This is a genomic window from Aminobacterium thunnarium, assembly GCF_055390565.1.
The window spans coordinates 259,545-282,132 of the sequence record NZ_AP042412.1 but is presented as its reverse complement, the minus strand read 5'-3'; the positions used below and the strand labels follow the sequence as shown (position 1 = coordinate 282,132).

19 protein-coding genes are annotated in these 22,588 nt (G+C 42.0%); 10 read left to right on the top strand and 9 right to left on the bottom strand.

The window, feature by feature from the left end; genetic code table 11:
* Positions 1-72: 72 nt before the first annotated feature.
* The 6 genes from ACZ5GY_RS01315 (at position 73) to ACZ5GY_RS01290 (ending at position 6,848) form a co-directional block, all read left to right on the top strand.
* Complete coding sequence (locus ACZ5GY_RS01315) at positions 73-1,221, top strand: PAS domain-containing sensor histidine kinase (protein ID WP_213691808.1); 1,149 nt, start codon at positions 73-75, stop codon at positions 1,219-1,221.
* Positions 1,218-1,883 (top strand): response regulator, encoded by a 666-nt coding sequence (locus ACZ5GY_RS01310; protein ID WP_213691809.1) that lies wholly within the window; start codon positions 1,218-1,220, stop codon positions 1,881-1,883. The genes ACZ5GY_RS01315 and ACZ5GY_RS01310 overlap by 4 nt, the downstream gene beginning before the upstream one ends.
* Positions 1,884-2,036: 153 nt before the next feature.
* Positions 2,037-2,513, top strand: a complete 477-nt coding sequence (grdA, locus tag ACZ5GY_RS01305; RefSeq protein WP_213691810.1) for a glycine/sarcosine/betaine reductase complex selenoprotein A — start codon at positions 2,037-2,039, stop codon at positions 2,511-2,513.
* 90 nt (positions 2,514-2,603) lie between these two features.
* Positions 2,604-3,914: a glycine/sarcosine/betaine reductase component B subunit gene (locus ACZ5GY_RS01300; RefSeq protein WP_464111922.1), complete on the top strand. Its 1,311-nt coding sequence runs from the start codon at positions 2,604-2,606 to the stop codon at positions 3,912-3,914.
* 16 nt (positions 3,915-3,930) lie between these two features.
* Positions 3,931-5,256, top strand: a complete 1,326-nt coding sequence (locus ACZ5GY_RS01295) for a glycine/betaine/sarcosine/D-proline family reductase selenoprotein B (RefSeq protein WP_213691812.1) — start codon at positions 3,931-3,933, stop codon at positions 5,254-5,256.
* 74 nt (positions 5,257-5,330) lie between these two features.
* A complete protein-coding gene (locus ACZ5GY_RS01290; protein WP_464111921.1) occupies positions 5,331-6,848 on the top strand; it encodes a glycine betaine uptake BCCT transporter in 1,518 nt (505 codons plus the stop codon).
* Between the two features lie 70 nt (positions 6,849-6,918).
* Here ACZ5GY_RS01290 and ACZ5GY_RS01285 read toward each other — a convergent pair whose 3' ends face one another.
* Positions 6,919-7,917: a hypothetical protein gene (locus ACZ5GY_RS01285; protein ID WP_213691814.1), complete on the bottom strand. Its 999-nt coding sequence runs from the start codon at positions 7,915-7,917 to the stop codon at positions 6,919-6,921.
* A 94-nt stretch (positions 7,918-8,011) separates the two neighbouring features.
* Here ACZ5GY_RS01285 and ACZ5GY_RS01280 point away from each other — a divergent pair, with 94 nt between their 5' ends.
* Positions 8,012-8,866 (top strand): HAD family hydrolase, encoded by an 855-nt coding sequence (locus ACZ5GY_RS01280; RefSeq protein ID WP_213691815.1) that lies wholly within the window; start codon positions 8,012-8,014, stop codon positions 8,864-8,866.
* Here ACZ5GY_RS01280 and ACZ5GY_RS01275 read toward each other — a convergent pair.
* The 3 genes from ACZ5GY_RS01275 to ACZ5GY_RS01265 are packed head-to-tail and all read right to left on the bottom strand — an operon-like array spanning position 8,817 to position 12,772.
* Positions 8,817-9,860, bottom strand: a complete 1,044-nt coding sequence (locus ACZ5GY_RS01275; RefSeq protein WP_213691816.1) for a bifunctional heptose 7-phosphate kinase/heptose 1-phosphate adenyltransferase — start codon at positions 9,858-9,860, stop codon at positions 8,817-8,819. The genes ACZ5GY_RS01280 and ACZ5GY_RS01275 overlap by 50 nt on opposite strands.
* Before the next feature lie 3 nt (positions 9,861-9,863).
* Positions 9,864-11,342: an AMP-binding protein gene (locus ACZ5GY_RS01270; protein WP_213696004.1), complete on the bottom strand. Its 1,479-nt coding sequence runs from the start codon at positions 11,340-11,342 to the stop codon at positions 9,864-9,866.
* A gap of 38 nt (positions 11,343-11,380) precedes the next feature.
* Positions 11,381-12,772: a hypothetical protein gene (locus ACZ5GY_RS01265; RefSeq protein WP_213691818.1), complete on the bottom strand. Its 1,392-nt coding sequence runs from the start codon at positions 12,770-12,772 to the stop codon at positions 11,381-11,383.
* An 86-nt stretch (positions 12,773-12,858) separates the two neighbouring features.
* On the opposite strand from ACZ5GY_RS01265, the gene asnS reads away from it, so the two are divergent.
* On the top strand, positions 12,859-14,163 hold the full coding sequence (asnS, locus tag ACZ5GY_RS01260) for an asparagine--tRNA ligase (RefSeq protein ID WP_213691819.1): 1,305 nt from the start codon (positions 12,859-12,861) through the stop codon (positions 14,161-14,163).
* 49 nt (positions 14,164-14,212) lie between these two features.
* On the top strand, positions 14,213-15,949 hold the full coding sequence (locus ACZ5GY_RS01255; RefSeq protein WP_213696003.1) for a PEP/pyruvate-binding domain-containing protein: 1,737 nt from the start codon (positions 14,213-14,215) through the stop codon (positions 15,947-15,949).
* 55 nt (positions 15,950-16,004) lie between these two features.
* Here ACZ5GY_RS01255 and ACZ5GY_RS01250 read toward each other — a convergent pair whose 3' ends face one another.
* From ACZ5GY_RS01250 to ACZ5GY_RS01230, 5 genes are all read right to left on the bottom strand, one after another.
* Positions 16,005-17,285 (bottom strand): Glu/Leu/Phe/Val family dehydrogenase, encoded by a 1,281-nt coding sequence (locus tag ACZ5GY_RS01250; RefSeq protein WP_213691821.1) that lies wholly within the window; start codon positions 17,283-17,285, stop codon positions 16,005-16,007.
* Between the two features lie 268 nt (positions 17,286-17,553).
* Positions 17,554-17,676 carry a hypothetical protein gene (locus ACZ5GY_RS01245; RefSeq protein WP_307879550.1) on the bottom strand — a complete coding sequence of 41 codons (123 nt, stop codon included), beginning with the start codon at positions 17,674-17,676 and terminating at the stop codon, positions 17,554-17,556.
* 236 nt (positions 17,677-17,912) lie between these two features.
* Positions 17,913-18,884 carry an RluA family pseudouridine synthase gene (locus ACZ5GY_RS01240; RefSeq protein WP_213691822.1) on the bottom strand — a complete coding sequence of 324 codons (972 nt, stop codon included), beginning with the start codon at positions 18,882-18,884 and terminating at the stop codon, positions 17,913-17,915.
* The gene (locus ACZ5GY_RS01235) at positions 18,885-19,904 is read right to left on the bottom strand and encodes a 3'-5' exoribonuclease YhaM family protein (protein WP_213696000.1); all 1,020 of its coding nucleotides are present in this window, start codon (positions 19,902-19,904) and stop codon (positions 18,885-18,887) included.
* An 18-nt stretch (positions 19,905-19,922) separates the two neighbouring features.
* Positions 19,923-21,134, bottom strand: coding sequence for a 2,3-bisphosphoglycerate-independent phosphoglycerate mutase (locus tag ACZ5GY_RS01230; protein WP_213690976.1), 1,212 nt, complete (start codon positions 21,132-21,134; stop codon positions 19,923-19,925).
* Between the two features lie 156 nt (positions 21,135-21,290).
* Here ACZ5GY_RS01230 and ACZ5GY_RS01225 point away from each other — a divergent pair, with 156 nt between their 5' ends.
* Positions 21,291-22,502: a pyridoxal phosphate-dependent aminotransferase gene (locus ACZ5GY_RS01225; RefSeq protein WP_213699342.1), complete on the top strand. Its 1,212-nt coding sequence runs from the start codon at positions 21,291-21,293 to the stop codon at positions 22,500-22,502.
* The last annotated feature ends 86 nt before the right edge of the window (positions 22,503-22,588 follow it).

Sequence of the window (22,588 nt, the reverse complement as noted above, 5' to 3'; positions counted from 1 at the left end):
TTGCAAAAAAAGAACATTCAACAGATACTATCAAGAGATATGATCAATTACATAAATACGGAGTGAGATAAAATGAAATATGAGAAAAATTCATATTTTTCCCATGACGTGTCAAAAGATGTTTCTTTAAAAGATACAGATTTATTGTACCGTCAACTTTTTTACAGAATTTTTGACCCGCTCGCTTTATATAAAGTTAACTACGACGCGAAAGGAAAGGCAACCAGCGTTGTTTTTCTCGATATCAACCCTGCATATGAACGTGTAATGGGGGTCAAAAGACAAAATATTATCGGGCGGTCTTTTAGCGAAGTCTGGGGGGCTTCAGAAAAGGAATGGCACGATATAGTTTTACAAGTTGCAAAAACAGGAAAATCAACTCATTACGAAGGACTTAGTCCAGCGACAGGAAAGTATCTTCATGCTTTGGCGTTCAGCCCACTGGAACGTCAAGTAGCTGTGATCTTCCTTGATCTAACAGAATGGAAACGCTCAGAAGATGCCTTGCAACGAAGTGAAGCACGACTTATAGAGTACAGGGAAGAACTTAGAAACCTGGCAGCACAACTTTCGCTAACAGAAGAAGCTACGCGCCGCAAATTTGCAACAGACCTTCATGACCGTGTGGGGTATTCTTTGGCAACTATTATGCATCGCCTTGAAAAGTTAAGCAAAGAAGCTCCCAGTGAATCTTTTAAAAAAGAGATAGAAAATACAATGGGAATGCTCAGTGATGTTATTCAGGATACTAGAGCAATGACTTTCGAGATAAGTTCCCCTATTCTCTATGAAGTAGGTCTTGAGGCCGCCCTGGAATCTCTCACCGAACAACTTCTACGTCCGCGAAACATTACTTATGATTTTAAGCAAAACGGCATTCCAAGCCATACAATAGATAAGAATATCAGTATCTTACTCTATCAAATGACTCGTGAACTTCTCATAAATGTAATCAAGCACTCAGAAGCAAGTCATGTATCAGTACGTGTCTATCGGGGACAAAAAAGAGTGCGAGTTGTTGTCGAAGATAACGGAAAAGGGTTTAAAAAACAAAACGAACCACACTGGGGGAAATGGTCTGGCTATGGCCTTTTTAGTATTCGCGAGAGGCTTCACACTATAGACGGTTCAATTCAAATCATCTCTGAACCTGAAAAAGGAACAACCATTTCTCTTGTTGCACCAACACATATGGAGATTCGTAAGGGGGCATTCGCATGAATAAGAAAATACGCATCCTTCTCGCCGACGATCATAAAATTTTTCTCGATGGACTGAAAGATTTACTCATAAAAGAAGAAAATTTCAGCGTCATTGCCATTGCTGAAAATGGCCTGGAAGTTTTGGAGCTTATCCCCCAAAGCCAACCCGATATTATCATCATGGATGTGACAATGCCAGGCCTCAACGGTATCGAAGCAACACGTATAATATCGAAAAAGTACCCTAATATAAAGATTATTGCACTATCTATGCACTCAGATAAACGAATTATTTCAGAAATTTTAAGTGCAGGTGCACGAGGCTATATCTTAAAGGAGTGCAGCATTTCAGAGTTCGTACAAGGCATTAAGACTGTTATGGAAGAAAATGTCTACCTTACTCCTAAAGTTTCAACTATACTGCTTGAAGATTATTTACGTCTTCGCAATGAAGCCTTCCACCCACAAGAAAATAAGCTTTCTCCTCGGGAAGCAGAAGTTTTGAAGCTCTTAGTAGAAGGCAAAAATACGAAAAAAATTGCTTCTGAATTATCTATTAGTAAAAACACTGTCGACACTCACAGAAGAAATATTATGGATAAACTTGGTTGTGCAAACATGGCGGAACTTACCCGATACGCTCTCCGAGAGGGACTTGTCGACTTAGACGAAGACCTATAGTGTTTTTTGTGAATAGGAAATCATACTTTTACTTATAGCGTCTAACACCTTCTTCTTTTTATACTTAGCCTGCGAAAACAAAAAAATAGTTTGTTTTCGTCTTCGCAAGTGAAAACGAAAACAAGTTCAAAGAAGGCGGAAGGAGGTGTAACTATGGCTCCATTTGAAGGCAAAAAGTTTGTACTTCTTGGTGAAAGAGACGGTATAGCCGGTCCTGTTATGGAAACAATTCTCAAATCCATAGGATGTGAGGTTGTTTTTTCTGTAACTGAATGCTTCGTTTGAACCGCAGCAGGTGCAATGGATTTGCAAAATCAACAGCGAGTTAAAGATGCCGCAGATAAATTTGGTCCAGAAAACGTAGTCGTTGTTCTTGGAAGTTCCGATGCAGAAGGCGCTGAAATTTACGCTGAAACTGTTACCGCTGGAGATCCTACATTTGCAGGTCCATTAGCAGGAGTCCCGTTGGGACTCGCAGTTTTTCACATTTTTGATCCCCTATTTAAAGACAAAATTGATCAGGCTGTATGGGAAGAACAGCTTGGCATGATGGAAATGGTACTGGACGTCGATGCTCTCGTCGAAGCTGTTAAAGGCATGCGAGAAGAACATAGCCAGTATCCTTTATAGGTCTGTTGTGTTCCGGCAACAGATCTTTTGTTGCTGGAACTTTACGGCTCGATAAGAGCTACTCCCAAAAGTGAAAGGAAGCGTGACTCGATGAAACTCGAGATCGGAAAGTTTTTTGTGAAAGATATCGTTTTCGGAGACGAAACAACTTACAACAACGGTATTCTCACTATAAATAAAGAAGAAGCGTTGCAAGTCGTTATGGAAGACAGCCACATGACCGAAGCCGATCTTCATATCGTCCGTCCAGGAGATGAAGTTCGTCTTGTACCTGTAAAAGATGCCTTTGAGATGCGTTGCAAAGTCTCTGGAAGTGAAGGAGTTTACCCTGGTTGCACATCTCCTGTTGCTCCAGTAGGTTTTGGTCGCACGCATGCCTTGGCTGGTTGTTCTCTCCTTGTTGTAGGAAAGCACTGGGGCTCATTCCAGGATGGCCTTATCGATATGAGCGGTCCCGCACAGAGAAATACCATTTACGGTTTGATGCCTAACCTCGTTCTCGTTGGTGACACAGATGAAGAGTTCGAGCGTCGCGAGCAGCAGAAGAAAAACAAAGCTCTTCGCTGGGCTGGTATGAGACTCTCTGCGTATGTCGGCCGCTGTGTAAAAGATATGACACCTGAAAGCATTGAAACATGGGATCTTGAACCAGTTAACAGAAGAACTTCCGAAGTACAGCAATTACCTTCAGTTGTGTACGTAGCTCAGCCTCAAACGCAGATGGAAGCCATGGGATACAACACTCTTGTTTACGGTTGGGATGGAAACCATATGCTCCCCACCTTTATGCATCCCAATGAAATTTTAGACGGAGCTGTCGTCTCTGGAAGTTTCATGCCTGTATCATCAAAAATCTCTACCTATGAATGGGTTAACAATCCAACAGTTAAGCGTCTTATGAAGGAACATGGAAAAACTATCAACTTCCTAGGCGTCATTATGTCAAACCTTAATGTTGTTATGGAAGAAAAAATTCGTTCAGCCAATATGGTAGCACGTATGGCATTAAACCTTGGTGCTGATGGGGCAATCGTAGCTGAAGAAGGATATGGAAACCCCGACGTAGACTATATTCAGACAATAGTTGAGCTTGAAAACGTCGGGATAAAAACAGTCGGACTCTCCAACGAGTGTACAGGTCGAGATGGAGCCTCTCAGCCCCTCGTTGCCCTTGATGAAAAGGCTACAGCCCTCGTATCATCAGGAAACGTTTCTCAGATTCATGAACTTCCTCCGATGAAAACAGTTCTCGGAGAACTTGAATCTCTTGCACGTGACGGACTTTCTGGTGGATGGGAAGGATGCGTTCGAGAAGACGGGTCCATAATCATGGAGAATAACGCTATGTTCTGCGCTGATCATATCAGTGGATTCTCCGTAAAAACCTGTGCAGACTTCTAGGAGAGGTGAATTCCTGATGAAAAAAGCTATCCATTATATAAATCAGTTTTTTGGACAAATAGGCGGCGAAGACAAGGCTGATTTTGAACCTGTTATTCATGAAGGAACAGTAGGTCCCAGCCTGTTATTAGATCAGAGCATGAAAGAAGTTTCAGTAACTCATACAGTGATCTGCGGAGATAACTTCATGGCATCTCACCCAGAAGAAGCTGTTTCCAGAATTCTCAGCATGCTTGAAGGCCTTGAATTTGACATGTTTATAGCTGGTCCAGCATTCCTTGCTGGTCGTTATGGAACAGCCTGCGGAACAATATGCAAAGCTGTACAGGAAAAATTCAACGTGCCCGTATTCAGTTCCATGAATGTTGAGAACCCTGGAGTAGAAATGTTTAAAGGACATCTTTATATCTTTGAAGGTGGACGAAGAGCGACCTACATGAAACAGGATATAGAAAAGCTTGCCTCTTTTGCAGATAAAATTGCAAAGGGTGAAAAGATTCTTCCTGCTTCTATAGAGGGCTATTTCCCCCGTGGAATACGTCACGAAGTCTTCCTTGAAGATTTAGGCCTTGAGCCTAAGATGGCAGCGGATAGAGCTGTCGACATGCTCGTCAAAAAACTTACAGGGCAAGAGTTTATAACAGAACTTCCTATTCCAAAGCAGGATCGAGTAGACATTGCTCCTGCCGTAGCAGATCTTCGAAAGGTTAAAATTGCTCTCGTTACTTCTGGCGGTATCGTTCCTCGAGAGAACCCTGATCATATTCAGTCTTGCTCTGCAACAAAATGGGGCGAATATGATGTTTCCAAGCTTGATAGACTACCTGCCCCAGAATATAAAACCATACATGCCGGGTATGACCCTGAGCAGGCAGATAAAAATCCTAACGTAGTTGTTCCCCTTGATGCTATTCGCGCATATCAAAAAGAAGGTCGTATAGGTGAAGTCGATGATTACTTCTATACAACTGTAGGGACAGGAACAACACAGGGTGAAGCTGCACGTATGGGTAAAGAAATAGCAGAAAAGCTCAAAGAAAGAGGCGTAAGTGCTGTTATTCTGACATCCACCTGAGGAACCTGTACTCGTTGCGGGTCAACGATGGCAAAAGAAATTGAAAGAGCAGGTCTTCCAGTCGTAGTTATGTGTAACCTCGTAAATATTGCTAAAACTGTTGGAGTCAACCGTATCGTTCCTACAGTTTCGGTTCCTTATCCTCTCGGCAATCCAGCTCTTCTTCCTGAAGATGAGTGGAAGCTACGATATCATCGAGTAGGAGTGGCACTGGGCGCTCTCGAAACTGATATTTCTGATCAGACTGTATTTCCAGTTAAAATCTAGCTTCTAATAACAATGAGGAGGGCAATAAACTCGCCCCCCTCATTGTATATAAAATGGCAGAGAGGTGTCGTGAAATGAATAACGAATCAAAAAACAATTCTGTCTACATTATTTCTATGATATTTACTTTAATCATTGTTGCCTGGGGACTTTTTTCTCCGTCAACTTTTGATTCTGCAGCTAAAGGACTTTTCAACTTCCTCATTCAAGATTTTGGATGGGGATACATGTTGGCTATGAGCATTTTCGTAGTTTTCCCCATCTGCCTTGCTTGCAGCCGTTTTGGAAAATTAAAATTAGGACCAGATGATTCTAAACCTGAATTCAGTACAATTTCGTGGTTCGCTATGCTTTTTTCCGCAGGAATGGGTATTGGCCTTGTATTTTATGGTGTAGGTGAACCTGTCTTTCACTTTCTCAATCCTCCTTTCGGAGCAGAACCAGGCTCAGTAAAAGCAGCAACTGATGCCATGAGGATTTCTTTTTTCCACTGGGGTCTTCACCCATGGGCCAACTATAGCGTTATCGCTCTTCCTCTGGCCTATTTCCAATTTAGAAAGAATGCACCAGGACTCATCAGCAGTCTCTTCCTTCCCGTTTTGGGAGAAGAGGGTGTTCGGGGCCCTATTGGTAAAGCCATAGATATTCTCGCAATTTTCGCTACAGTAGCAGGTATTGCCACATCGTTAGGTCTTGGCGTACTCCAAATTAATAGTGGTTTAAAATATCTCTTCGGCATTCCCCAAACGATTATGGTTCAGTTTATCATTATTCTCGTTTTAGGAATTTTATACACGGGTTCCGCCATATCTGGACTGGAAAAGGGTATTAAGCTTATATCTAATCTCAATCTTTTCATTGCCTGTTTGCTTGCGGTAAGCCTCTTCTTGCTCGGACCAACTATTGCCATTATAGAATCTCTCTTAACTGGTATAGGCGAATATCTCGCTAATGTTATTCCAGAAAGCTTTGTTATGGCACCATATGGTGGCGGCTATAAAGAGTGGATGGGTGGTTGGACACTCTTCTACTGGGCATGGTGGATAGCCTGGGCTCCTTTTGTAGGCTCCTTCATAGCTCGCATATCAAAAGGAAGAACGATCCGTGAATTTGTAACAGGTGTTCTCATAGTGCCAGCTCTCGGAAGTTTTACATGGTTTGCCATTTTTGGCACGTCCGGACTTCACTTGGAATTAAGTGGAATAGCTCAAATTGCATCAAAGGTCAGTGCGGATATTTCCACTGGAGTTTTTGAAATGTACAGCCATTACCCTCTTGGAATGGTTATGTCGATTATTATGGTCGTCCTCATTTCTACTTTCTTTATTACATCTGCAAACTCAGCAACATTTGTACTTTCAATGTACTCTACCCGAGGAAACCTCAATCCTCCCAAATCGAAAATGGGAATTTGGGGAGTTCTTCAGGCAGCTCTTGCCTTTGTTCTTCTTATGACTGGAGGTTTGAAAGCGCTACAAATAGCGTCTATAGCTGCAGCCGCTCCTTTTGCCATCATCATGGTTCTTGCCTGTTACTCTCTTGTTAAGGCATTAAAGAAGGATGAAGAAGAAAAAAAAATAGTGCAGATTTAAAGTTTGATTCCCCCCCGAAAAAGAAACGGGTCCTTTCAAAGGGCCCGTTTCTTTATATACTCTTCTCTTTCTAGATACTTCGTATAACTGAATGTGCAACGTGAGGAAAAAGGTCATAAACCATTTCATATTTTTCATGTACATTCCTCAATGCTTCAAGGCTTAAAATCCATACGTCAAGTGGACGAGCCGGACCGATAAGGCTTTCTCCCATAGGATCAAGAATTTTATGCAAGGATAAGGCTTCCTCTTCAGTATCAACTATCCAAATAATCCAATTCAGAGAATCCTGGTCAGCAGAATCCAGATCTACATATCCGGGGATGTACATGCGACGTTGATTAAGAAGAAAAAGGTGAACCTTTCCTATTGTTTCAATATAAGAATCGACATGTTCAAAAGGTTTCGGTGCCTGGAAGCAAAAAAATTTATCTGCATTGACAAGGCCTAACACGTCATTCGGATGTTTAGGATAGTGCATATAATAAGCAAAATCGTAACGCCCCAATAGAAGAAGATCGACATAGAAAAAACTGCTCGGCACATTATTAAGTTTATGCCATTCTTTAATTTCTTCTAGTGTGCGAGGAGTCTTTTCTCTCGCCTTGACACCAGAGAGAGAAAAGTCTTCCTTCATCTTTTTAACAAGAGGGTGAGAATCGTATGTCCAGACAATATGTGATGATTCGTTCACGAAAAAATCCTTACCTGAAAGAGCTGGGGAATATTCAAGGTGAAGGCCCAAATGATAATCTTTCGCCCCCCACCGCGCAACAAAACTACGATCAAGCAAGCTCTGAAATGTTGTACGCCATAAAAAATACTTTTGTGCGGCTTCATCTAAAGATTCCTCTACCGGCACAGTTTCGCAAAACCATTGAGAGGAAAGAGTTTTAAAAACATCAATTCCTTTTGCAGATAAAAAATAACGATCAGTATTTTTATCCAAAAGCCCCTCTACATGGAGGCGACCAAGGCTTTCAGGGTCTTCTCCTGCTAAAAAAACGCTCTCTTCATTCCAACAAGGATGAAGATGATCAAAAAGTAACAGGACCATTTCGTCACTCATACCCTATCAACTCCTTCTTCTCTCTTTTTCCAAAATGCCTTTCCTCATGTATTATTATGCAAGAAAACGATTGTTTATTAAAGGAGATTAGGATATGAACTTTTCAATTGGGCAAAAAGCAGATCTTCTTATTTTCGATGTAGATGGAGTTCTCATCGATACATCTCTTTCATACCCATTTGTCGCTCAAGATAGCGTACATTGGGTCTGGAAAAATATTCTTAATCATTCCATTGACAGTAACGGTTTCACAATGGATCACTTTTACGCAGCAAAACAACACCCTTCTTTTAATGACGATTACGACATTGCATGGGTTTTTTTATGTATAACGCTGACAAAAGAAAGAGAGAATCTTGCCGATTCCGCCCCTACTCTTTTAGAGTGGAAACAACTTTTGAAAACATGCAAAGGAAGTAACGTTAAGGAATGGGTTGAAAAAAGTTTCGGAGAAAGAGTTTCTCGTCTCATGGTTCGCAGGATCTGTGAAGAATTCTATTATGGGAAAGAAGAGATGCAGACAATTACGGGAGAAAAATGCCTCTTTGTAACTTCATCTCAAGGGTACTGGAAGAGAGAAACACCAATGCTCAACTATCATTGGAAAGAATTACCCCTGCCATCTGCTATTTATACAGGCAGGCCGGAAGGCGAAATGAAGTTGGCCCTTTCATTATTAGGATGGGAGGATTTTCCCAAAGACCGCATTATAACGCCAGAATCTGGCATCACAAAACCTTCCCCCAAAGGGTTAGAAAAGCTCTGCTCCCTTTTTAAAGCTTCGTATCCTCTTTATTTTGGTGATGCAGAAAGTGACAGAAGAAGTTTTCAAGCTTTTGGAAAGGGAGCGTTTATAGCTATTGGTAATACTCTTTCTGATCATGATTTGAGATTTGAAACTACATCTCAAGCACTTGCTTCTCTCTTTGATTCGTCAAAACAGTTTTGAGACGAGAAGCCATAGCTGCCATATCTTCAGAGTAACATCCTGTCAGAACTTCTTGAAGACTGACAATGGATGTTCCGCGTTTTTGAACAGCCATACCGGCTGCCATATTCGCAAAAAGGCATGCTTCTTCTATGGGGAATTGTCCGCCAATAGTAAGGGAAAGCGCAGCTGCTACAGTATCACCAGCGCCAGATACATCGTAGACTTCCATTGAAAGAGCAGGTAAATGAAAGGTTTTATCCACACCAGCATAGGTCATTCCGTCACTTCCCTGAGTAATAAGGATACCTTCAAGAGATAAAGCCTGTCTCAGTTCCTGAGCTCCCTGCTCTACATCTTCCTGATGTAAAAGGTCCCGACCTACGAGTCGGCCTGCCTCAGAAAGATTGGGAGTCATGAGTGACGCTCCCATAAAACGATGGATATGAGGAGGTTTGGGATCAACTATAACCGGTATATGGCGGGATTGCCCCCACGATATAAGTTTTCTCGCCAAGGTGGACGTTATTGCCCCTTTTGCATAGTCTGAAAGAACAAGTACTGTAGGTAACGGGGATATGTTATCAAGGGAGGTCAAAATGCCTTCTTCTTCTTTTCGTGTCAACGAAACCTTACGTTCCCGATCAATCCGAACAACTTGCTGATTAAGAGCTAATACTCGCGTCTTTACTATTGTCGGAACTTCTGTTCTTTTCAAAGAGCACTCTACGTTAACACCCTTTTCCTTCACAACATCTAAAAGGATACTTCCCGCATGGTCAGCTCCGACAGGACAAACTAGTGTTGCCTTCCCTCCAAGTGCAACTATATTCGAAGCTACATTCGCAGCTCCTCCTGCTCTGTACTCGTCATTTCCCACTACAACGACAGGAACAGGAGCTTCTGGGGAGAGACGAGAAGCCCCTCCCCAAATATAATGATCAAGCATAGCATCGCCAATAACAACTACATGTACATTCCGCAAAAGTTCTGATAAAAAATCAAATGACTCCATTTATTATCCTTCTCTCAGTTTTCTCCTCAAAACTTTTCCTAAACTGTTACGAGGAAAATCTTCTACAAACTCATAAAGACGAGGAACCTTGTAATGGGCAAGCTGTTTTCTGCAATATGCCATCAACTCTTTTGTCGTAACAGCAGGATCGTCTCGTATAATAAACGCCTTAACAATCTGACCGCTTATAGAGTGAGGAATACCTACTACAGCCGACTCCTTTATGCCGGGATAGTTATTCAGAATTTCTTCAACTTCCTGAGGGTAAACATTGAATCCTCCTACGATGATAATATCGCTTACTCTATCAATAATAGTTATATACCCTTCATCATCAATACGGACTAAATCTCCTGTATTAAACCAACCCTCGTGAAATTTCTGAGACGTATTTTCAGGATCTCTGAAATATTCTCTAACTACTGAATTCCCCTTCAACCAGAGAATGCCCTCTTTTCCTTCTGAGATAACATTGTTATTTTCATCCCGCAATTCATATTCAAAACCTGGCAATAGTGTTCCTACCGTACCTATTTTTCGCCTCGTAACATCGGGATTTACAGCAACCACAGGAGAACATTCCGTTAATCCGTAGCCCTCCATAACATTAACCCCGAAATATTCTTTAACGCGAGCATCAAGAGCCACTGGGAAACGGTCCCCACCACTCACTATCGTAGAAACATGTTTAGGCACGTTACCATTCGTTCGTACTGCTGCAGCTACTAATAAAGCAATCATAGCCGGTACAGCAACTATGAAATTAACTTTCGCAGCAGAAATAGCCTTTAATGTTCTATCTGGAGGCATAAAAGATGGAACAATCGCTTGACGTGCACCTTTTAAAAGAGGCAAAAGTCCGCTTGTTGAATATCCTAGAGTGTGGAAATTAGGTAAAGCATTGAGCAGTACGCATTCGTCAGCTTCAAAAGCAGAAAAATGAAGAGCTGCCGCTTCCACATTGCTGTAAATATTCTCGTGACTCAAAGGAACCGCTTTGGGTAAACCTGTTGTACCTGAAGTATAAAATAAGACAGCTACATCATCATTGGAGGGAGTCTGACACACTCCCTTAAAAGAAGGCATTTGTCCATCTATATTTGCAGGAATCACTGGAATTTGCGTCTTTTGCAAGGTTTCCATATCCAAAGGAATAGAATCTGGTACAACAATAACGAAGGGTTCTGCATGCTTTATGCTCCGTTTAAGAGATTGCGGCCCTGCTAACATATTCAGGGGAACAATTGCTCCCCCCAGATGCCAGCATGCGACGGAAAGAGCCAAGAGAAGGGGACAATTAGGAAGCAATGTTACAATTCTCTGGCCAGAACTAAAACCTGATTCTGTGAGAATTTTTTCAACAGATGACGTAATATCATAAAAACGTTTTCTACTCCACCATTCGTCTTTCCACCATATATAATCTCTGACCGGAGCTTCGAGGCAAAGATTACCAACAACATCACTCAAATTTTTCCCCATTTAATAAAGCCTCCCCCTATACCCGGTTGTATGTGTGTTTAACGTTTTCTTAATGTAAGCCAGTGAACAACAGCTTCTATGCAACTCCAAAGCTCAAGTACAACGTGGGAGACAGCCCCATACCCTATTTCCCACCCTGTTTGAGACGTCTCTTTTAATGATTCTGCATCAATACAACTCCATAACCCCTTCTCCAAGGAATCTTGGGATGATATAGATAGATAAGGAACAGAATATCCCCTTGCTTTTCCTCCTCTATCAAAGAAAATTCCTCGAGTAAAGGCATTGATATGATATTTTAAAGACTCTCTCTGGGACATATTAAAATTATACTTGCTTTCAAAATCGAAAAGTGAGAGACCTTCATAAGAACGATCTTGAGAAAGAGCAAAGCGACTGCCAAAAAGAGGAGCCGCTCCACCATTGACAAATATTGGTTTTCGGGAAAGGAAAAGATTTTTTAGCACATTCGATTTTTCTTTAGAACCTATTAACATCTCGGCAGCAAGAAACCCCATACCATGCGGGATGTAAAGAGCATCTGCATTATGAAGCTTCTTTTCGTCTAGCTCTGAAAATTTCTCCACGGAGCATCCCAAATACGAAAAAAGCTGAGTTGCGTTATCGCCATTGAGGCAAAAAGCCGGGTGATCATAAATACCCACTGTTAAAGAAGGCAACTGTCGTCGATTTGAATCACTCACTGCCTCAAACTTCTCATCAATTCTCGACAATGTTGCAAAAGTAGCCCATTCCACTTGGTCAACAAGAGCTATAAGTTGGGCTGCTGCTGTCTTTAAAGACAATGCAACCTGTCTTCCCCTGTCTTCAAGCAAAAGGTGTAACAAAGAAACACTCTCTCGCTCCAGATATTTAGGAATATAGCCAAGGCCAATTAAAGGCGTTTTTCTTCCCTGTTCAATCTCTAAAAGCTGATACTCTCTGGGATTAAAGACAGACATATATAAAATAGCCAAGATAGAAGCACCGCCACCTGCTATGCCATTGCATTGAGAGACAATGTGTTCAACTGATCGGGCAGTAAGAGTCGCAGATGTATCTCCGTAAAGGACAGGAACAATTCCACATCCTAAAGCTCTTGCAATTTCAAGAGTATCAGACGATACTGTCAACGTATCTTCACGTTGACGTTCTCCGAGTGGCGCAACAATGAAATTGATTGCATCTTTTTGAGCAGCATGTTGAAAAAGGATTTTTAACGTTTTTTGGCTACCACAAAGAAAGGGATCAATAACTGTAACAGGTTGTGAGCATACAAGTTGTAAAATCTGGATGAGTTCTTCGTCTGGCTCGGAAACGAAGATACGAACAGGATATCCCATTTGCTGCATTGCACTGATTATTAAAACTGCAGGAGGGATAAAACCCGTTCTTCTTTCATCCGCAATTATAAGTCGGGGAATATCCAAAGAAAACGCTCCTTTTTACAGATATGTGACTTAGTGTATCATATAAGTCACTCGTAATATACATGACAAGACGGAGGTTGGTCTAGATGTCCGAATCATGGATTTATATCAAAGATCTGGTCAAACATGAAGGCCAAAAGGTTACCGTAAAGGGATGGATGTACAACAAACGAAGTTCTGGGAAAATACACTTCCTTCAACTTCGAGATGGTACAGGAACAGTTCAAGGCGTTATGGTAAAAAAAGAAGTATCAGAAGAAGCTTTCGAAGATGCCAAACGGCTCTGGCTTGAAGCATCTGTGGAAGTCGAAGGCATTGTTCGGCTTGATGAACGGGCGCCATCCGGGGTGGAATTGACTGTCACAGCTTTACATGTTATTCAAAACCCCACTGAAGAATACCCGTTAGGGAAAAAGGATCATGGCATCGATTTTCTTCTCGATCACCGACATCTCTGGTTACGCAGCAGCCGCCAGCAAGCTATTATGAAAATACGGGAACGAGTTATTTGGGCAGCAAGAGAATACTTGCACAATGAGGGTTTTATGCTCATAGACAGCCCTATTTTAACCGGTTCTATAGGAGAAGGTGCATCAGGGCTTTTCGAGCTTGATTATTTCGAGGATACAAAAGCCTATCTTGCACAAACTGGACAGCTTTATGCAGAAGCAGCAGCTGCTGCTTTTGGAAAAGTCTATTGTTTTGGCCCTACATTCAGAGCTGAAAAATCCAAAACCAGACGGCATCTAACAGAGTTCTGGATGCTCGAACCAGAAGTTGCCTACTATGATCACGAAAAGAACATAGAACTTCAAGAGAATTTAGTCTCTTACATCGTGGAACAAGTGCTTCTCCATTGCAGGAAAGAACTTGAATCTATTGACCGCGATATAACGAAACTGGAAAAGGTAAAAGCTCCTTTTTATAGGATAACCTATGACAAAGCCATGGAAATGCTTCACGAACTCGGAAGTTCTACTCCCTATGGAGATGACTTTGGAAATGAAGATGAGACAATTCTTACTCAACAATTTGATAAACCTATCTTCGTAGAATGCTATCCCAAAAAAGTCAAAGCATTTTACATGAAAGAGCATCCTGAAAATCCAGATTTAGTATTGTGTGACGACTTGCTTGCACCTGAAGGATACGGAGAAATCATCGGAGGTTCTCAGCGAGAAGATGATCTAGAACGGCTTCTCGCCAGAATTCATGAAGAAGGTTTACAAGAAGAATCTTATGACTGGTATCTTGACCTGCGAAAATATGGAACCTTCGTCCATAGCGGCTTTGGAATGGGTATAGAGCGCGTTATAGCCTGGATTTGCGGTCTTGACCATATTCGGGAAGCTATTCCCTGGCCCAGAACTATTTATAGGATAAAACCATAATAATGTAATTATTATTTTATTATCAACGTAGAAAGGAGGCAGGAGGGCAATGTCATATCAAGAATTTGATCCCATTCCTGTTTATAGGCATTATAAAAGACTTATAGGCACAGGTAAGGTGGGAGGTAAGGCCAAAGGGTTAGCCTTTGCTCATACCATCATAACAGGCAGCACCTTCGAATCCTTTGTGGATCTGCCTCCTATAAACTACGTGATAACAACAGACATTTTTCAAGAATTTGTCGAGGATAATTTGATTAAAAAAATTCTTGCTGACGCAATTGATGCCGCTCCTGAAAGTAGTGAGGAAGACGGTGCTGAATATATCTTTGCCGTTGTTTCAGAAGCTTTTCGAAACGGAAAGGTCAGAGAGTCTTTCAAAAAAAACCTAATTAGTGTAATAGAAGAGATTGGAGACATTCCTCTGGCTATTCGTTCAAGCTCTCTTCTCGAAGACTCAAAAAAACTCTCTTTTGCAGGTAAGTACGGAACTCGTTTTTCTGCCAATACAGGGTCTATAGAAGAACGTTACGAAAAAATTGAGCTGGCTATACGGGAAGTTTGGGCGTCTCTTTACAATCCCGCTGCACGGGCATACAGGAAAAAACATGGTTTCTGCGACGAAAATGAAGCAATGGCCGTGATTATTCAACCCGTGATGGGAAAGCCTCACGGGAACATGTTTTATCCCGAAATAGCAGGAACTGTCTTTTCTAAAGTGTATAGAAGACCATCTACTCGCATAAAAAAAGATGATGGTATTATGCGCTATTGTTTCGGTATGGGAACTCGAACAGTAGACAGGGCAAAAGCATGTCAGGTTTTCTTGTCTCACCCCTCTCTGCGCCCTCAGGGGAACCAACCAGAAGATATTGCACAAACGAGCCAGATTGAATTTGACTTTGTTGACCGTAACAGAGGTGAATTTACAACAGCAAACGTAGGAGATCATCTTTCTTTTATTTTAAAAGAACATCCTATGGCTTCATCCTTTATAGAAATTTACTGTGATAATCTTCTATATTGGGCAGGATCAAGTCTTGGAAGAAAAGATGGATTACCTCTTTTTACATTTTCATCCTTTCCTCAAAGACATCCTAAATTTTTCTCTCGCATGAAGGATCTCGCTCACTTTTTGGAAGAATCTATGGGAATGCCTGTCGATTTCGAGTTTACCTACGACACAGCAAGTGAGCAATTGTTCATTGTACAGTTGCGTCCTTTAGCAGCCTATGAAGAAATGGCAAAAGTACGCATTCCAGAGGTCAGAGAAGATCAGATCATACTTAGAGGGAACAGAATGGTCAGCAATGGCCGTCTTGAACATATAAAACATATTGTATATGTAGACCCATATTTATATGGCAAAGATGACACTTTTTATCAAGTTGCCCGGGAAATAGGGCGAATTAATGAAAAACTCGCCGGAACTAACTATATTTTGGTGGGTCCTGGTCGATGGGGAAGTTCAAACCCCAAATTGGGAACACCAGTACGTTACAACGAAATCTGTAATTGCGGCTGTCTCATAGAAGTCGGAATCACAGAAAAAAACTATACACCTGAACTCTCTTATGGAACTCATTTCTTTTTAGATCTCGATAACGATGGAATTCTTTATTTACCTGTTTTTTCCGGTTTCAAAGACAACATCTTTAATCATGAATGGTTTAACACTGCTCCATACGAACAAAAGAGACACCCTGCTGTTCGATTTTACACTGGAGATTTTTCTGTTTTTTTGGATGGTGACAAGGAAAAGGGCGTTATCATAGTAAATGAATAAACCATAAAAAAAGGAGCGGCTAAAAACCGCTCCTTTCTCTGTACATAATTAAAACCTAAAGGAAAATACCTCTCATACGAACAGCATCTGCAACTCTCTGAATCGCTGCCATAAAGGCTGCGCGACGCATTCTTACGTTCTTCTCCTGAGAATAGTCCCAGACTTTCGCAAAGTTGCCCTTCATAATGCTGATCAGACGCTCGTTGTACTCTTCGATGCTCCAGAAATATCCACCAAGATCCTGAGCCCACTCAAAGTAAGATCCGATAACGCCACCGGAGTTGGCAAGGAAGTCAGGAACAATCATTACGCCTTTTTCATCAAGAATTGCGTCTCCTCCTGGAGTGAGAGGGCCGTTAGCTGCTTCAACAATATATTTTGCCTTTACTTTATCTGCGTTCTTTTCATTGATAACGCCCTCAAGAGCGGCTGGGATAAAGAGATCGACATCAAGGAAAAGAATATCGGTAAGACCCATCTTCTCAAGGCCAGGCTGCTCGTAACCTTCAAGAAGTCTCTTTGGATGAACGTTCTGTACATAGTTCATAGCCTTATCGATATCAATACCATCTTTACAATAGTATGTTCCTGTAATATCGCTGATACCAACTACTTTTCCGCCGGCATCCTGCAAGGTCTTGGCTGCGTAGGTTCCAACATTACCAAAGCCCTGAATTGCAAAAGTAGCGCCTTTTACGTCTTTTTTCAAAGCCTTGAAAAGCTCAAGAGCACATGTAGCAACACCGTAACCTGTTGCTGCTGTACGGCCCTTTGAACCCCACATGCCTATGGGTTTACCTGTAAAAATCGCAGGCTCAAGACGGCCTCTCATTTTGCTGATGGTATCCATGAACCATACCATCTCGGGACCACCTGTGTTCACGTCTGGAGCAGGAACGTCTGTCCATGCACCAACCATGGGCTCTATACGAGCAGCATATGTTCTTGCCACACGCTCTTTCTCTCGTTTTGACATTTCGAGAGGATCGCAGCAAACTCCCCCCTTGCCGCCGCCGTAAGGAATACCAGCCAAGGAACATTTCCAGGTCATCATCATTCCAAGAGCTTCACATTCATCAAGGCAAACTTCCGGATGGAAACGGACTCCGCCCTTGGATGGCCCTATAGCCGAGGAGTGCTGTACACGATAGCCTTCAAAAACTTTGACTGTACCGTCATCCATCTCCACTGGAATAGAAACCGCTAATTTCCTTTCGGAATGACTTAAAATTTCGATAAGTCCATCTTCAAGACCCATCTCTTCAGCTGCTGCATAAAAGTTGTTCAGAGCTGTGTCAAGGAGCACATTAGAGGACGTACGCTTAACCACGGACATCTAACAAACACCTCCTGATATGCTGACGGCTCACGCCGCTAGTCGTGTTCCATTGAATGGAGCACTTTGTTGATAATGATATCACGAATTTTACATACCAACCAATAAAATACGCACTTTTCCTGCAAATAATCCTTAATACCTAAAAAAGGACTTCCAATCTGAAAAAAGTATAAATTATACTGTATTCTTTATTCAATCCTTTACATCAAAGAAGGGACTGTCCTTTTGAACAGTCCCTTCTTAATAGTTTATATTGTATCTCTTTTTAATGGCAGCTGCAACTACCACATCCCGAGCCTCGACTTGAGAGGGCAGAAACAACAACTAAATTTGCTGCCCACAAAAAGCCCTTCAAATCTATTACTACCTCGTCATTCTGAAAAGACATGAAATCAGGAATCCAAAGAGTTACACCATCTACATTGTATGAAGAATATCCTTCTTTTGCAGGTGGTTGTCCATTCTCAACGAGAACGGCTCGAACAGCGGCTCATCCTCCGCCTATATTTCTCTCAATAAGAAATCCTTCTCCCATTTTTGACAGTCGTTCAAAAGCCTTGTCAGAAACCGATATTTTTAAATCTCTCATTCGCTACACACCTCCATACCCCTTGTCTGTATGTATTATACCCCCTTGCAGTATTTCTGCCAACCCTTAATTTGCAAAAACTTATAAAAAAGGTTGTCAGGCTCCGCAGGAAATACTCTTCCCTCTAAATACTCAAGAGGTGCTTTCATATTATGAAAGGAAATGGACCAAGCATGAAGAAGAGGGTGACTCAGGTGGATTCGCCTATACCATTCTTTATTGACAGCAGACGCTCCATATTTGACATCGCCAACGACAGGGTAATTCAAAGAGGCCAAATGCACTCGTATTTGGTGAGAACGTCCCGTCAATAAATGCACCTTTAGAAGAGAATATTTGTCATCTCCTGCTATCTTCTCAAAATGGGTGTGAGCCACCTGCCCCGAAGGATCAACTTTTACAATATTTTTATCCCTATCTTTAAGCAAGGGCAATGTAATATCTCCTTCCTGAGGCGTTTTTCCATATACTGCAACTAAATATGTTTTTCGTACATCATCATCCCTAAAAGCTCTTTGAAGCTCCCTCACTGCCTGCCCATGAAGAGCCACTACAACAAGACCAGTTGTATTCCGATCAAGACGATGTACGGCACAGGCACGAAAATCTTCTTCGGGAGGCACTTCTGCCCAAACCTGCTCAATAAGACTCTCTTCTCCACTTTCGTCAGGTTGAACAAGAAGGCCAGCTCTTTTGTTAAGAACCATAAGAAATTGATCTTTATAAACAACAGCAAGGGGAATTCTTCTCTCTGTTGTCTTTTTCTTTTCATTTTTTTGCATTGCGAAACTATGATTATGTTCTTCTGGCCTCTCCCAAGGGACATAAACAGATTGTCCCTCCTCCAAACGGACAGAGCACGCAACCTTTTTCCCATCTACTCGAACAAGCCCTTTTCTAATTCCCTTCATCATTGCTCCAAGGGGAAGAGTTGGCCACAATGTTCGAATGACTTTATCCAACCTTCTTCCGTCATGATGCTCGGAAACAGTAAAGGTATAAGACATTTAATTTTGCTCCCATTTCCAGAAACGCCGCTGAGCAGAGTAGTTCCATTCAGATATCTCTTTGCCATCGTCAATCTGATCAACAGCATCACGCCAACAATAGAGCTTAAAGTCAAGTTCATCTGCGGCTGACACAATCATCGCCTCTGGAGTGGCAGGAACGACTGGAGATCCGAATTCTTTGCTTCCATGGTGACTTACGATGATATGACCTAAAGCTGATGCATATTTATCTTCGAGGCCAAACTCTTCTACGAGGCGAGAAAGACGATGATACCCCAAAACAATGTGATCTATAACTGTTCCCTCTACCGTCATTTCTGGAGCAGGAGAGAGTTTATACGAATCGACTTTACCAATATCGTGAAGGAGAGCTCCTGCTACAACAAGATCTCGATTCGCCCCGTACCCTGATTTGCTACTGGCATCAGCCATGGAACAAGCCAACCGCGCAACACCAAGTGTATGCTCTAGCAATCCGGAAACATAGGCGTGGTGGTGAGAAACAGCCGCTGGCCAATCCTTAAACTGTTCCCAGAAAATACCGCTAAAAACAAATTTTAAGAAGTCGTGAACTGGAGATGCACAACTATCAATAAGAGACCCAAATTCAGCTTCCATCTCATCTAAAGGGAACGGTGACCTTTGCACAAAAGAATGAGGCGGATATTGATTTTGATCTACATAATAAATAGCATTGAAGTTGTATTGTAGCTGCCCCCGGAATTCGGAAACTTGCCCCAGCACTCCAATAGTCTGACCTGAGAGATCAGATACTTCTTCCCATTCCAGGGGATCTATTGTTTTCTGAGGATCCGTTCTCCGATCCCACCACTGAGCATTGCCCCATATTTTCCCTTCGATAACTCCGTCGCTATCCATAAGAGAAAGTTCCCAATATGTTTTGTTATTTTTGTCCTTTTTAGAAATCAGTTTGCTAACAACACCGAGACAATAAAATTTATTGTCTTTTTGTAGTTTTTTAATCAAACTAGTACTCAAATATCCTGATTCAGCCACGATAACACTTCCAATCTTCTATGCACCATATTTATTAAGCTTCAAACCGTGAGCCATCATAAGGCCAATAAGTTTATCTCCCTGCATACGTCCCAACGTCCCTGCTGAGCAGGCTTTCTCTCCAAATTCTACAGCATTGCAACGTCGTGCAAAGGGGCTCCACAACAAAAGAGGAACTTCATGCCAAGAGTGACCAGAAAGAAGGGAAGGCGTGCTGTGATCGCCAGTAATAGCTAACACATCTGGTTTCAAATCAAGAATTTTGGGCAAGAGACGGTCCACTTCTTCTATAATTTTTACCTTTTCAGCAAAGTTACCATCTTCTCCACGGCTGTCTGTATATTTTACATGAACATAAAAATACGAGTAATCTTTCCAGTAGTTCCCAACAGCGTCAAATAACTGTTCCAGCGTCTCTCCGGCATTTCCGATTTCCATGCCAACCAAGCGTGCAAGCCCTCTATACATAGGATATGTTGCCAACGCCATAGGTTTTATTTTATAAAGCTCCTTCAATGACGGAATGTGAGGGGCAGAAGAAAATCCTCTCAACAAACAACCATTGGCAGGATTCTCATCCTTCAAAACTTCCCATACTTTTCTAATAAAAGCATTTATAATTTTTTCCGTACGAAGAGCTTTTTCATTACGTGCTTCTGCCCAGCGCATAGGGAGCCCTTCTTTTTGTGGATCAGCGTCATTTACTTCCTCAGAAAGGTTTTCTCCTGAAAAGACAACGACGAAACGGTGCTCTCTACCTGGATAAAATGTTACTTTCACATTTTCTATACTCTTTATTTCCTTCTGAAGCTTTTCAACAACTCGGGCACTCTCCTCTGAAGGAATCCTCCCCGCCCGTCTATCAAGAATAACGCCATCAGCATCGACCGTGCAGAAATTTCCCCGAGCGCAAATGTCCCCAGCCCCAACATGGGCTCCTACTCCAAGAGCTTCGAGAATTCCTCTGCCAATAGACCATGTCAATGGGTCATATCCAAAAAGAGAAAGATGCCCCGGCCCGCTTCCTGGAGTAATGCCTACATCAACCATAGAAAGAAGCCCTAGCTCGGATTCCGCGGCAAGACGATCCATCAAAGGAGTTTTTGCTTTTTCAAGCTCCGTCAAACCATCTTCCCCAGGAAGTCCGCCAAGACCGTCCATAACAAGTAAAACCATCTTTTTTTCGTTCTCAATCGCTAATGATTGCAATAAATCCATACGGGAAATCATGCCTACACCTCCAAAACATTGCATTATATATCCTTCGGCTCTATTTTTCTTTACTGTATTCTATGCTTTGAGAATGAGTTAACGTTTTCACTCTCTTATGCTATCATTCAAAAGAGGTTCTGCTTCAAATTATACGTATAAGGGGGACGTTGTTACATGAGGTTTTCTAACAGAATCACCGCTATGCAGTCTTCTCCTATCAGAAGGCTCATTCCATACGCAGATGAGGCAAAAGCAAAAGGGAAAAAAGTGTACCATTTGAATATCGGACAGCCGGATATCAAGACTCCTCCCTCTTTCCTCCAGGCTATTAAAGATTTTGCACAGGATGTTATCGCCTACTCCACTTCTCAGGGCAGCAATGAACTTCGAGATGCCATGAGAAAATATTACGAAAGCTATGACATCCACTTCGAAAGAGATCACATTCTCGTAACAAACGGCGGAAGCGAAGCCATTATGTTTTCTATTATGGCTACATGCGACCCTGGTGATGAAATTCTTATTCCCGAACCTTTCTACGCTAATTACAACGCCTTTTCAAGATGCGTTAACGTCAATATTGTCCCAATCACTACAAAAGCTGAAGAAGGATTCCACCTTCCTCCGCAGGAAAAAATCGAAGCGGTCATTACTCCCAAGACACGATGCATTCTCATTTCCAACCCCGGTAACCCCACAGGTGCCATCTACACAATAGAAGAAATGAAGATGCTAGCCGACATTGCCAAGAAACACGACCTGTATATCATAGCTGACGAAGTCTATAGAGAGTTCGTCTATGACGGACTTAAATATACAAGTTTTGGCAATCTTCCTGACATGGAAGATAGAGTTATTATCGTTGATTCCGTGTCAAAACGCTATAGTGCATGTGGAGCTCGCATCGGTTGTATAGCTTCGAAAAACGAAGCTCTTATGAAAGAAATTCTCAAGCTTTGCCAGGGTCGTCTTTGTGTTCCTACAATTGAGCAGGTAGGAGCTACTGCCCTGTATAGCACCCCCGTTTCATATCTTGAAGATGTAAATAAAGAGTATCAGTCACGCAGAGACACTCTTTACAATGCACTGAAAGAAATACCCGGTGTCATTTGCGAACAGCCTAAAGGCGCTTTCTACGTTGTAGTCAAAATGCCCGTTGACGATGCCGAAAAGTTTGTCATCTGGATGCTTCAGAATTATGACATCAACGGAGAGACAATGATGGCTGCTCCAGCTGAAGGCTTCTACGGCACTCCAGGCCTGGGCAAAAACGAAGCTCGCCTTGCCTACGTACTCAACAATGAAGATCTTGTAAAAGCCATGAAAATTCTTAAAGGTGCTCTTGAAGCCTACCCAGGACGTGTAGAGCCTGTATCAGCTCAGTAAAAATCGGTAATTAAAAGACTAATAGAAACTTCTTTAAGGCCCTTTCCGGAAGATTCACCGGGAAGGGCCTTTGTGGTAGCATATAC